This window comes from Cellulosilyticum sp. I15G10I2 (assembly GCF_900095725.1).
Taxonomy (GTDB): domain Bacteria; phylum Bacillota; class Clostridia; order Lachnospirales; family Cellulosilyticaceae; genus FMMP01.
Genome location: NZ_FMMP01000006.1, coordinates 242,813 through 256,072, shown reverse-complemented (window position 1 = coordinate 256,072; position 13,260 = coordinate 242,813). Strand labels below are relative to the sequence as shown.

11 protein-coding genes are annotated in these 13,260 nt (G+C 34.5%); 3 read left to right on the top strand and 8 right to left on the bottom strand.

Annotation, left to right across the window (positions count from 1 at the left end; genetic code table 11):
* Positions 1-62: 62 nt before the first annotated feature.
* The 6 genes from BN3326_RS01205 to uvrC all read right to left on the bottom strand — a co-directional run bounded on the left by BN3326_RS01205 (position 63) and on the right by uvrC (position 6,004).
* Positions 63-1,010: a C40 family peptidase gene (locus tag BN3326_RS01205; RefSeq protein ID WP_069997297.1), complete on the bottom strand. Its 948-nt coding sequence runs from the start codon at positions 1,008-1,010 to the stop codon at positions 63-65.
* A 214-nt stretch (positions 1,011-1,224) separates the two neighbouring features.
* Positions 1,225-2,202: a TIM barrel protein gene (locus tag BN3326_RS01200; RefSeq protein WP_069997296.1), complete on the bottom strand. Its 978-nt coding sequence runs from the start codon at positions 2,200-2,202 to the stop codon at positions 1,225-1,227.
* 19 nt (positions 2,203-2,221) lie between these two features.
* Positions 2,222-2,761 carry a YcxB family protein gene (locus tag BN3326_RS01195; protein ID WP_069997295.1) on the bottom strand — a complete coding sequence of 180 codons (540 nt, stop codon included), beginning with the start codon at positions 2,759-2,761 and terminating at the stop codon, positions 2,222-2,224.
* A gap of 128 nt (positions 2,762-2,889) precedes the next feature.
* Positions 2,890-3,042 (bottom strand): Spo0E family sporulation regulatory protein-aspartic acid phosphatase, encoded by a 153-nt coding sequence (locus tag BN3326_RS21085; RefSeq protein ID WP_083258444.1) that lies wholly within the window; start codon positions 3,040-3,042, stop codon positions 2,890-2,892.
* Positions 3,043-3,151: 109 nt separating this feature from the next.
* Positions 3,152-4,090 (bottom strand): HPr(Ser) kinase/phosphatase, encoded by a 939-nt coding sequence (hprK, locus tag BN3326_RS01190; protein ID WP_069997294.1) that lies wholly within the window; start codon positions 4,088-4,090, stop codon positions 3,152-3,154.
* Positions 4,091-4,165: 75 nt separating this feature from the next.
* Positions 4,166-6,004, bottom strand: a complete 1,839-nt coding sequence (uvrC, locus tag BN3326_RS01185) for an excinuclease ABC subunit UvrC (protein WP_069997293.1) — start codon at positions 6,002-6,004, stop codon at positions 4,166-4,168.
* Positions 6,005-6,201: 197 nt separating this feature from the next.
* On the opposite strand from uvrC, the gene BN3326_RS01180 reads away from it, so the two are divergent.
* Complete coding sequence (locus BN3326_RS01180) at positions 6,202-7,281, top strand: copper amine oxidase N-terminal domain-containing protein (protein ID WP_069997292.1); 1,080 nt, start codon at positions 6,202-6,204, stop codon at positions 7,279-7,281.
* Positions 7,282-7,356: 75 nt separating this feature from the next.
* Here the strand turns inward: BN3326_RS01180 and uvrA are convergent, their stop codons facing one another.
* Positions 7,357-10,188: an excinuclease ABC subunit UvrA gene (uvrA, locus tag BN3326_RS01175; protein ID WP_069997291.1), complete on the bottom strand. Its 2,832-nt coding sequence runs from the start codon at positions 10,186-10,188 to the stop codon at positions 7,357-7,359.
* Positions 10,189-10,524: 336 nt separating this feature from the next.
* On the opposite strand from uvrA, the gene BN3326_RS22290 reads away from it, so the two are divergent.
* Positions 10,525-11,388, top strand: coding sequence for a stalk domain-containing protein (locus BN3326_RS22290; protein ID WP_069997290.1), 864 nt, complete (start codon positions 10,525-10,527; stop codon positions 11,386-11,388).
* A 72-nt stretch (positions 11,389-11,460) separates the two neighbouring features.
* Here the strand turns inward: BN3326_RS22290 and BN3326_RS01165 are convergent, their stop codons facing one another.
* Positions 11,461-11,742: a DUF503 domain-containing protein gene (locus BN3326_RS01165; protein ID WP_069997289.1), complete on the bottom strand. Its 282-nt coding sequence runs from the start codon at positions 11,740-11,742 to the stop codon at positions 11,461-11,463.
* A 278-nt stretch (positions 11,743-12,020) separates the two neighbouring features.
* Between BN3326_RS01165 and BN3326_RS01160 the strand changes: the two genes are divergently transcribed.
* Positions 12,021-13,196, top strand: a complete 1,176-nt coding sequence (locus BN3326_RS01160) for a patatin-like phospholipase family protein (RefSeq protein WP_069997288.1) — start codon at positions 12,021-12,023, stop codon at positions 13,194-13,196.
* The last annotated feature ends 64 nt before the right edge of the window (positions 13,197-13,260 follow it).

Genomic DNA, 13,260 nt, shown 5'->3' with positions numbered 1-13,260 from the left:
AACTTATCCCCACAAAAAAAGAATGCCCCTAGAAGGACATTCCTTTGCGTAGTTATTTTCAATTATATCACACGTTTTGCACCAATAAATGGTTTACTGCCACTTGAGAATGCACTGCTTATAATGATACCAGTACGTTCATCATTTGCATGGATAATTTGTCCTCCGCCTATATATATGCCTACATGAGATACACGTCCCTTATAGCCATAAAATAATAAATCTCCTTTTTGAAGATTATTCGCATTGACAGCATAACCATTATTCGCATACTGCATGCTGGAACTTCTTTGAATACTCACGCCGAAATTTCTCATGATTTGCTGCGTAAATCCTGAACAATCTGTTCCTCTTGTTAAACTGCTGCCTCCATATACATAAGGATTCCCTAAAAATTGCTTAGCGTAAGATACAATTGAATCACCTAAGCTGCTTGATTTTGCTGATGTCGCAGTTTTTGTACTTGGTGTTCTAACAGCCATATTAACTTGCTGTTGACTTATCGTAACCTTTTGTACTTCTGATAACTGTCTTATGGGTAAATATCTTAATAAATCTTCTTTTACAAAATCTTTATGTACAAAACCTTCAAATCCTTCTTGGCTTATTTTATACCAATCATCTACTTTATAATGGACAGAAATTTCGTCTCCATGATAAAACTTTCCTATAATTGCCCCTTTATCTGTTGATGGATAGTCTCTTACATTAAGACCTCCTGCCACTTCTACAGTTGCAACGACTCTATGTACTGTAATGAATTCAGATTTTACATAAGCTGTAGACCCATCTTTTAAGGTAAGTCGTAACCAATCATTTGACTCGGTTACAATTTCTACTGGTACTCCAAGGCCTACTTGCTGTAGAATCCTCGAGTCTGTTGTTGCTTTTTCTCTTACATTTAATGTCCCTGTTGCTACTGTTCCATAAGCTTGTCCATAAGCTACACTTGGAATAATAGTTACCATAGCTGTCATAACAACACCTAGTAATATTTTCTGCAAACGCATAAATAAAGCCTCCTTAAAAATGATTTATTGCATTATGAATTGATTCATATGTAAAACACAATAAAATTTATTAACTAATTGTTACAGAATTATTATATACAAAATGGATATTTGTGTCAAGTTTTTAATTAAATTTAGGCATTTTCTGTCATTTTTATTAAAAACACCATAAAAAAACCTTTATTGTTCATTATGAACTAAAAGGTCTAATAAGCTAAATACCGAGCGCAATATTTTGTCTTTTTATAAAATACGCTAACTCATATTTTGAACTAGGCGCTGTTTCATAAACACAAAAATCTGGTGAGACAAGCTGAATGATTTTACGTGCTATTTCATGATCAAATGGTTGATGCGGATCCATCTGCTTAATATGATTTTTAAGAATTCTATTCTTACCGTATTTATCCTTAGTTTGTCTGTATTTTTGTAATGTATAATTATGGTCTCTTTGCATATAGTGCTTTGGAAGTGTCTTATTAAGATGTACAACTTTTATTGTATCTTTTAAGTCACCTAAGTTACTCATAACTTTTTCAATATAATTAAATGCTTGTAATTCCGTTGCAATTTTGGGGTTTGTTAAAATAAGATGCGATACATCTAGTACATATCCCTTATGCAGATACTTTACTTGTTCTATAAGGTATTGAACAAGTTCTGGGTTAAGATAAGTTAAGCCTGGCCACCAAAGGTTTTCAAATAGCAGCATGGGGCCGTCTTGATCTTCTCCAAATACTTCATTAATAAGTTCTATACTTGCTTTAATGATCTCTTCATCCGAATAAGTATAAGTAAATGTAAAAGAATCTTCTATAAGTATATGACTAATATGGAATACCATATATTTAGCGCCTAGTTGTTTAGCTCTTTGATACTGCAGTTTATAAGAATCTATAATAACCTGTTTGTCATACCCGCCATAATAATCATATACCGCTTCCCTGCTGCCTAAAATCTTACTCACTTTATCTATGTCTCCATGCCAGAAATCAAGCCACATAGGATAAAAAGATAAATGTACACCCTCTATAATGTCGGAAGGAATCTGTTCAATAGGGTAACTCGCTGTAAGACCAAGTTCAATGCCCTCTATATTATTTTTTTTAATAAAATCAGTTATATTTTTCCAGTCATTTTCAAACCATTGTAGTTGCGCTGGAACTGTAGACAGGTGAAATAATCTTTTCATAGCGTTCTTCTTTCTGTATTTATTTCTCTTTAAACTTACATACACCCATCTCTGTCGCTTGAGACGCAATACGTTTAAACTGCTCTAGCTGCGCCTTAGTAAGATTGTGTTTAGGTATTAACTGAGCATTTACTTCATCCACAAAAAATCTAAGATCATACTTTGTTTCTACAATCTCAATAAATAAATCCCATGGCATCTCGTCTTGTGTCGTCCCTAAATCAAGTATAATCTTGTCTAGTAAAAAAGTATACTTCACCCCAAATGCAAATGCAGGTGTCTGCATTTGAGTAAGCGTGATTTTCCAAGTTCTCCAAGGAATGAGCAGAAATATCATAACTGGAACGAGTAGTAACAGCACATGACTTGTAATAAAAATATCTAATGTAACTGTTCTATTGATCATTTTATAAATATATACACCTAATAATACAACTCCCAATAACATTATTACCTTATTTGCAATACCTCTAAATACTACCCACATATTATATCTTAATACATCTTTCACTTTAAATTCTACATTAATTAATAGTTGCTGATCTATAGCTTCCTTCATAAAAAATTATGCTCCTCTTTATTGATAATACTTGTACCTTAATACCCCATATAAATAATTATGGAGCTGTATGTAACAAAACAAGGCTTAACAGTTTATAGATTTCTCTAACTATTAAACCTTATCCTTTACAGTTGCTTGATATATTTAAGTATAAGCTGGTCGAGTTTTATACTCAAGATGAGTATATTTTCTTTATCTAACGTTAAACTATCTTGTTCTAACGCCTTATTGAGTTCCGCCCTTAACTCTTCTATTTCTAGCAATAGTTTTTGTAACATAGCCGCATTCCTTTACAACAATGATATCTTTTCTCTTATAGTATGGTATCTGATTCTGATAATATACCTCTAGCATGGCGTTCTGCCGTATCTTCTTATCACGATCCTGCTAAATTAATGGTTTTTTCTGTAAATTACTCATTACTCTATCATTAAGTGCTTCTGCAGCGTTATAGCCCATTTTCTTTTGTCTAAAATTAATTGCAGCTGTTTCACAAATAATAGCAATATTTCTTCCTGGTCTTATTGGAATCGAGTTTGTAACTACTTTTATACCTAAAATATCAGTGTATTCATTAATAAGTCCAAGGCGGTCATATTGTTTATTTTGATCCCAGAGTTCCAGCCTTATGACAAGATCTATATTTTTCATCTCTTTTACAGAACCAACCCCAAATATTTGTTTAATATCAACTATCCCTATCCCTCTTACCTCAATAAAGTGTCTGATTACTTCTGGTGCACATCCTAAAAGCGTATTCGCTGAAACTTGTTTAATTTCTACTGCATCATCTGCTACTAGACGATGTCCCCTTCGAACAAGTTCTAGTGCTGTCTCACTTTTACCTATACCACTTTCCCCAGTAATAAGTACGCCTTCCCCATAAATATCTACTAATACGCCATGCATAGAAATCCTGGGTGCCAACTCAACATGCAGCCATCTATTGGCCTCTGCTAAAAAACTGGTAGTTGGCAAGTCTGTCTTAAATATAGGAATGCCATTTTCCTTAGCACATGCCACCATACACTCAAAAGGTTCTATTTCTTCTCTGCATAAGATAATACATGGAATTTCTTTATACGACATAAGTCGTTTGATTTTTTTATCTCTTTCCTCCTCACTTATTTTTTCTAAATAAGTATGCTCTACTTTCCCAATGATTTGAAGCCTAGTTGCATCAAAGTAATCAAAAAAACCTGCCAGCTGAAGCGCAGGTCTGTTTACATCACATACGGTAATCTTTCTATCTTTATAATCAATGTCTGGGGTCAATAATTCAAGTTTAAATTGTTCTTTTAACTGACTTACTGTTACAAAATACACCTAATCTCCTCCTAATCTATTCTATCTTTCGATTTTATTATACCACCTATTGTTTGCTTTTGATACACTCTTTACTTAAGCATGTATATGAAAATACGCATAAATATTATCCGCAACTGCTTTAGAAATCCCTGGGGCCTCCTGAATTTCTTGAAGTGTTGCCTGACTTAAACGCTCTACACTTCCAAAATGCTGAATCAATGCTTTTTTTCTTTCTTTGCCTATACCCTTAATATCGTCAAGTACAGACTGTATCTGAGCTTTGCTACGTAATTTTTTATGATACTCTATTGAAAATCTATGCACCTCATCCTGTATTCTTGCAATAAGCTTGAAACCTTCGGTCTGCTTTAATAGTACAACCTCTTTTTCCTTATATAATAAACCTCTCGTTCTATGCTTGTCATCTTTTACCATCCCACAAACAGGAATATTAAGCCCATGTTTAGTAACTATTTTTTCTGCTGCACTCACTTGACCTTTTCCGCCGTCAATAAAAAACACATCTGGCACTTTTGTAAAACTATTTTCTTCTTGCTCATTACGCATTCTTAAGATACGTCTTTCAATAACTTCTTCTATGCTGCCATAATCATTAGCACCTACTACACTCTTAATCTTGAACTTGCGATAATCACTTTTCTTAGGTTTTCCACCTTCAAATACAACCATTCCACCAACTGATTGTATCCCTTGTGTATTGGATATATCGTAGGCTTCTATGCGATAAGGCGTCTTTTTAAATCCTAAAGCTTCTTTAAGTTCTGATAATGCACCTGTGGTCTTTTGTTCTTCTTGTTTTAAATGTTCTCCAAATCTTCCAAAAGTAAGTTCTGCATTTTTACTCGCAAGTTCTAAGATTCCGTGCTTTGTCCCTTTTTGTGGGATAATAAGTTTTACTTTTGACCCTTTTTTTGCAGTTAAGTAGCTTTCTAAGATGTCCATTTCATAGGGAACTCTCTCTATAATAATTTCTTTAGGTATAAACGTTGCATCAGCATAAAACTGAACAATAAAGTCTCTAAAAATAGTTTCTATAGTCTCGTCCTCAGTATCTTCTAAATAAAAGTGCTCTCTGCCTACTAACTTGCCCTGTCTTACAAAATAAACTTGTATAAGCGTATCTTCCGGACTTTTTGCAAAAGCAATAATATCTTGGTCAGCCATACTATTTGTCGTAGCATTCTGCTTTTGCTCTAATTTTTTTATGGCATGTATTTGATCTCTTAAAGCAGCTGCTTTTTCAAAGTTTAATTGTTCAGCTTCCTTTTGCATATCATCTTGCAGTTTTTTAATTATGCTATTGTACTTGCCGCTTAGAAAATCTTCCACTTCTTCAACCATCTCAGAATATTTGGCTTGATCTATGTGCCCCGCACATGGTGCATAGCACTTTCCAATATGGTAGTTTAAACAAGGTCTTTCTTTACCTATATCTTTAGGTAGATTTCTTGAACAAGTTCTAAGTGCCCATGTTTGCTTAATAATATCTACAAGTTCCCACATAGCCTGTACATCTGTATAAGGCCCGAAATATTTGCCCCCATCTTTTTTCATATGGCGAACAATCGTAAGTTTTGGAAAGGCATCTTTTATATTCAGTTTAATATAAGGATAATGCTTATCATCTTTAAGGCGGATATTATATTTAGGATTATACTTTTTAATAAAGTTACACTCTAAAACCAATGCTTCCATTTCAGACCGCGTCACAATATATTCAAAAGACCTGATGTTTTGAACCATTTTTTTTACTTTCAGCGAATGGTTTCTGGAGCTTTGAAAATATTGTTTGACACGGTTTTTAAGATTAATCGCTTTACCGACATATATTGTTTGATTGTCTTCATCCTTCATTAAGTAAACTCCTGGCTGATCCGGGAGCTTTTTGAGTTCTTCTTCTATATTAAACATAAGCTTCTCCTTTATGCATAACTAGGCTTTATCTTTCTCTATTATAGCATATCTCGTAATATTACTGCATTGTTTCAGTTGTATTAAATTAGTATATTTTGGAATAATACATTGAAATTATGGTAAATTTTATATATACTTAACTTAAATACAAATAATTAAATCAATAAATTTATTTAATTATTAAGGAGGATACCATGAAAAAATTTAAATCTTATAAAGTCTTATGTTTGACCTTAGGACTTGGCATTGCACTGTCTGGTACTGTTTTAAATGCTGCAAGCATTACAAAATCACTTAAAGCTGTTTATAGCAATATAGCTATATCATATAATGGGCAGACTAAAATATTAAGCAGTGAGCCTTTTTTAGTAAACGGCACTACATATGTACCCCTTCGTGCAGTAAGTGAGATCATGGGAGCTAATGTAAATTGGGCTAATAATACGATTTATATTGCAAGCCAAACAAGCTCCAATGTTTCAACTGAACAAGAGCTCGCGGCTAAAAACTTTGAGATTGCATCCCTTAAGCAGCAATTAGACGTTGCAAAAAAAGAACTTGAAACCTTTAAAGGCACTGGTACAGAAGGAAGTAATCTAACAACCGCTGCCATTAATAATACTTTAAGCAAAATTAAAGATACTTACTATGATGATTACAATATCGATTGGGAATTTAATCTTAGACTTGTCTCTAGCCGTTTAGAGCTAACTGTCTCTTATGACAGCAGATATGACAGCAGCGACTTTGCTAAAACAACTGAATCAAGACGCAAACAGTTTATAAGAGAAATCTGTTATGATATTGCAAGTGCTCATAAAGATACTGAAATTAGAGGAACATTAGAGGACAGCCGTACAGATAAAGAAGTTGCAACCTTCAGATATTCTAAAACAGGTTCTTATACCTATGAAGAAGAGTCTTATCTTTCACTTTCTGAGTTTGAAACAGAACTGGAAAGATACTATAAAACAATTAATATCGTAACACCTAGCATTCCCATTAACGCCATAGACCTGAGTGAAAGAAGCAGTACGTTGACAGCTACACTTAATGTGAATCTGAGAACGAGCGGTACGGATTACAGAGCAGCTTGGAATGATATTAGCCGTAGCAATTTAAGAAAGTATCTCGACGACATTATTGACGATATAGAAGATGAATATAGTACTTATGATAAAATTATTATTGTTGTGAAAGACAATTCTCTTGGCCTCATTGCCGACTACGAAAACGGCAGCCTTATCATCAATACAGTTTCTACTAGTAATTAAAATAAATATTTTAAATGATTCTTTATATAACTATGAAAGGGTAGCATATCACAATGTGATATGCTACCCTTTTGATTATCCCTTTAGATACTTTTTAAGAAACTGACCCGTATAAGACTTTGCCTTTTTAGCAACTTGTTCAGGAGTCCCTTCAGCTATTATCATACCACCGCGCATGCCGCCTTCTGGCCCCAAGTCAACTATATAGTCTGATGTTTTAATTACATCTAAATTATGCTCGATTACAACGACTGTATTACCAGTTTCAACTAATCGGTCTAATATCCCGATCAACTTATGAACATCAGCAAAATGTAGCCCCGTTGTAGGTTCATCTAAAATATACATAGTTTTGCCTGTACTGCGCTTACTGAGTTCTGTTGCAAGCTTAACTCTTTGCGCTTCTCCCCCTGATAGGGTTGTAGAGGGTTGTCCTAATCGAATGTAGGATAGCCCTACATCGTATAATGTTCTAAGTTTACGCTCAATAGCCGGTATGTTTTGAAAAAACATAAGAGCCTCTTCTACTGTCATATGAAGTACATCGGATATAGACTTCTCCTTATATTTTACTTCTAAGGTTTCTCTGTTATAACGTTTGCCTTTACATACCTCACAAGGTACATAAACATCAGGCAAAAAGTGCATTTCTATTTTTATCATCCCATCCCCTTGACACGCTTCACATCTTCCCCCCTTAACATTGAAGCTGAACCTGCCTTTTTGATACCCCTTCATTTTAGCTTCCTGGGTTTGCGCAAATAAGTCTCTAATTTGATCAAATACTCCTGTATAGGTGGCAGGATTTGACCTTGGTGTTCTGCCAATAGGTGACTGGTCTATATTAATCACTTTATCAAGATATTCTATCCCTTGTATTTCATCATGAAGACCCGGTTTTAATCTCGCCCCATTTAAGTCTCTTGCAAGTCTCTTAAGAAGAATTTCATTAATTAATGTACTTTTTCCTGAGCCAGATACGCCGGTAATACAAGTAAATGTCCCCAGCGGCAGACGCAGCTTAACATTCTTAAGATTATTCTCTCTTGCCCCTTTAACAGTAAGATACTCTCCACTTCCTATTCTTCTGATTGGCGGGATATCTATTTTCTTTTTGCCGCTAAGATATGCGCCAGTCTCAGACGACTCACAGGTCAAAATCGTATCAATAGGCCCTGATGCTATGACTTCCCCGCCATGTTCCCCGGCTCCTGGACCAATATCTACAATCCAATCTGCTGCATGCATGGTATCTTCATCGTGTTCTACCACAATAAGCGTATTGCCTAAATCTCTTAACCTAACAAGGGTCTGTATAAGTTTTTCATTATCTCGTTGATGAAGCCCGATACTCGGTTCATCTAAAATATAAAGTACCCCTACAAGCCCAGAACCAATCTGTGTTGCCAGCCTTATTCTTTGTGCTTCCCCGCCTGAGAGCGTACCGGCTGACCTTGATAAAGTCAAGTAATCCAGGCCTACATCTACAAGAAATCCAAGTCTGGCATGAATCTCATTAAAAATCTGTTCACCTATTTTTCTTTGTCTCTCATTAAGCGTAATAGTCTCAAAAAAGCTCTTTAATTCACCAATAGACACTTGCGTAATATGATTGATGTTTTTGTCTCCAACTGTAACAGCAAGAGCTTCTGGCTTCAGCCTTGCGCCTTTACAGCTGCTGCAAGGAATACTTGTCATAAAGTTTTCATACTCTTGCTTCATACCTTCAGAATTCGTTTCTTTATAACGTCTTTCGGTATTAGCCAGTACTCCCTCAAATACATAGTCATACTCTCTTGTCCCATATTCGCCGGTAAACGTAAATTTAATAGTATGTTTGCCTGTACCATAGAGGATTATATCTTTAACTTTTTGCGGCAAATCTTTATACGGTGTATCTAAGTCAAATTGATATTTTGCCATGAGTGCATTAAAAAGCGCATAGGCGTAGCTTTCAGGATTACCTATTGAACCCCATCCCATAACAGCTATTGCCCCTTGTCTTAAGGTAAGACTCTGATTAGGAATAACCAGTTCTGGATCTACCTCTAGTCTTTCTCCAAGTCCTGTACAAACCGGGCATGCTCCATGCGGATTATTAAAGGAAAAAAGTCTTGGCTCGATTTCATCTATGCTGATATTACAATCGGGACAAGAGAAACTTTGGCTAAATCGCATCTCTTCTTGCCCTATAACATCTACAACGAGCAGGCCTCCCGTTAACTTCATAACTGTTTCAATAGAATCTGTAAGCCGCTTTTCTATACCGTCTTTAATACTTAGTCTGTCAACTACTACTTCTATCGTATGTTTTTTATTTTTATCCAGCACAATCTCTTCTTCTGAAAGATCATAGATTTCTCCATTAATACGTACTCTTACATAGCCTTGTTTTTTAGCATGTTCTAAAACCTTCTCATGCAGGCCCTTACGCCCTCTGACTACAGGTGCTAATAACTGAATACGTGTACGTTCTTCAAGCTCCATGAGCTGATCTACAATTTGATCTATCGTTTGTTTTTTTATTTCTTTTCCACAATTGGGACAATGTGGGATACCTACCCTTGCAAATAAAAGTCTAATATAATCATATATTTCTGTCACAGTTCCTACTGTAGAACGTGGGTTTTTACTGGTTGTTTTTTGATCAATAGAGATTGCCGGTGATAGGCCTGTTATGCTCTCTACATCTGGTTTTTCCATTTGCCCTAAGAACTGTCTTGCATAAGCTGATAGAGATTCTACATAGCGTCTTTGCCCTTCCGCATAAATAGTATCAAAAGCAAGTGAAGATTTTCCAGATCCACTGAGTCCTGTAAAAACAATAAATTGATCTCTTTGAAGCTCTAAATCTATATTTTTAAGATTATGCTCTTTGGCACCTTTTATTATAATCTTATTTTTCATACATACCCCTTCTTAAATTATCCATAGTTTTAATCTATTATATCACATGCTTTTTATTTTTCAAACATATGTTCGAGTTTTTTTCAATAACTCTATGTCACACTTTTTTCCATAAAGAGCTTACGCTATAAATATCTCTTACTACTATTGATAGGGTAAAATAATTTGGTTCAGCTAGTATATACTTATATTGTTAATATTTATATTTTTATACTAGGCATTATATGGTAATTTGTTGTTGCATATTGTTGTTTAAACTTAATCATTGTATACTATTATAGTACGATTACACTATACACTCACATTGACACACTAATGAGTTGGAGGGCTCTGCATATGAAAAACAATAAACCTTTTTATCAACACATGAGAAAGATTAAGAGCGCCATACTTGTTTCATTTGTGCTTATAATGAGTACTTCTAATCTGTTGGCCAGCACTATTTCTGTTTCAGTTCAGAATAAAGCTTTAGACCTGCGTAGTAATCAACCTTATATTTCAGCATCAAACAGCACTATGATTCCCATTAGAGCTGTAGGTGAAGCCCTTGGTTTAATTATAGACTGGCAAGAACCTCACATCACATTATCTGGAAGAAACACCTTAACGCTTAAGAATACAGTTGCAAGAGCTAATTCTAGAACGAAAGCGCTCGTTATAAATGGTACGACATATTATCAAGCTATAGAAATAAAAAATAACAGAAGTTATATTAAGTTACGTCTTTTAGCAGAAGCTTTTGGTTACCAAGTTGATTGGAAAAATGGTAAAATAACAGTTTTAATCCCTAAAGCTATTGCCACACCTATAGACACCCATTCTATTATTACATTTGAAAATAAAATATTAGAACTCGTTAACATCGAACGTATTAAGGCTGGTCTTTCTTCTTTAACAATGGATGAGCCACTTAGAATTGTGGCTCGTAAAAAATCTGAAGATCTGCGAGTTAATCGTTATTTTGATCATATAAGCCCAACATATGGTTCACCCTTTGATATGATGACAAGCTTTGGTATAAGTTATACAATGGCCGGCGAAAATATTGCTATGGGCTACCAATCGCCAGAATCTGTTATGCAGGGTTGGATGAATAGTCCAGGGCACAAAGCAAATATACTTAAACCCGAATTCACATTAATAGGTATAGGCTATGATGCCAGCGGTCATTACTGGACACAAATGTTTATTCGTAAATAATCTTATAAAGTCCCGGCTCAATTTTATTGAATCCGGGACTTTGTCTATTTACTTCATTACTTCATTACTTGATTACATCATTTCTATTTCTATATCCATCACAACTGCTTCTGTATGACTTTCTATAAAACTAATGACCTTATCCAAACTGCGGCTTAACTGTGCCTCAGAATTAGAAACCATACTTATTCCAAGCATGATGGTCTGGTGCACATCAAGCAAATCAATCTCATTAATAGATACATTGAATTGATGCCTTGTTTTGCCTATAATACTTTGCACAATCATTCTTTTTTCTTTAAGCGAATGCACCCAGTCTGCGTATAACTTTATTTTTATAACCCCTACAAACATATCATACCTCACTATAATATTTCTTGAATTTATCTATGCTTATTATACTGTAATTGAATGTGCACTATGCAACAAGCTCTATTTTCATAATACATTGATATAATAAATATAATATAGAGAAACAACATATAAACTTGATTTATTCACTACTATAATGGTGTTTCTCAGAATGATTTCACATTAAATAATATCATGAATAACTTAAACTTTAAAATGTGAAATCTATACTATTATACTGTATAATAAGTATTATATTTATAGTTTATAAGGAGGGTGCTATGCTAGGATTAGCTTTAGAAGGTGGCGGCGCTAAAGGCGCTTTTCATATGGGAGCAGTTAAATCACTTCTAGAAGAAGGTTACACTTTTGATGCTGTAGCCGGTACCTCTATTGGCGCATTTAATGCAGCTATTATTGCACAGGGTGACTTTGAACTGGGTTATGAACTTTGGGAAAACATGACCACTTCGTTAATATTTGATATTGAAGATACCAAGCTGCAAAACCTGCTTAACAAGAACATAGACCGTGACACGCTATTTTATGTGTCTGCAAAGCTCAAAGAATTTGTTGCTAATAAAGGATTAGATACAGTAAAAATCAAACAACTCTTGGATAGTTATATAGATGAAGATAAACTAAGAGCTTCACCTATTGATTTAGGCATGATTACAGTTTCTTTATCTGACTTAAAACCACTGGAACTTTACAAAGAAGATATTCCCGAAGGTAAGATAACAGCTTACTTAATGGCCAGTGCTAATCTCCCCGTTTTCAAACTTGAACCTATAGCCGGAAAATATTTTCTTGACGGCGGTATTTATGACAATTGTCCTATTAATCTATTAATCCGTAAAGGATGTACCCGAATCATTGCCGTTAGGACATTTGGCATCGGTATCTCACAAAAACCTAAAAATACTAATACTACAATTCTTTCTATTCTACCTTCTGAAGATCTAGGAAAAGTTTTAATTTTTGACAATGCCCTTATTCAACATAATTTAAAGCTAGGTTATTATGATACAAAACGAGCACTTTATCAATTAAAAGGCACTAAGTACTATATCTATTCAACAGACAATATGTTTTTCTTAAATGTCCTGCTATCACTTTCTGCAGATACTATACTGCAAATAAGTAAGAATTTATCTCTTCAGTCATATACCCAAATGCAACCTGAACGCTTATTGTTTGAAAAGGTTCTTCCTAAGCTTAGCCGGCTTTTAAAATTAGATATGTGTAGCACTTATGAAGATCTTATTTTGAGCCTGCTTGAGCCTATCGCTTTAGAAAGTGATATAGAACGATTTAAAATTTATACTTTACAGAACTTTATTCATGAGCTGAGTGCAACTCCTAATAGTTTGGAAACAAACCTACAAAAAAAGCCTGTGCTTTTAAAAGTAGGCTTAGTCTTTATTCAACACATTGCAAAAGCATTGGCTTTATGAATAAAAATAAAGATATAGCATATCATCCTATGAAATACGCTATATCTTTATTTTATTACGCTTA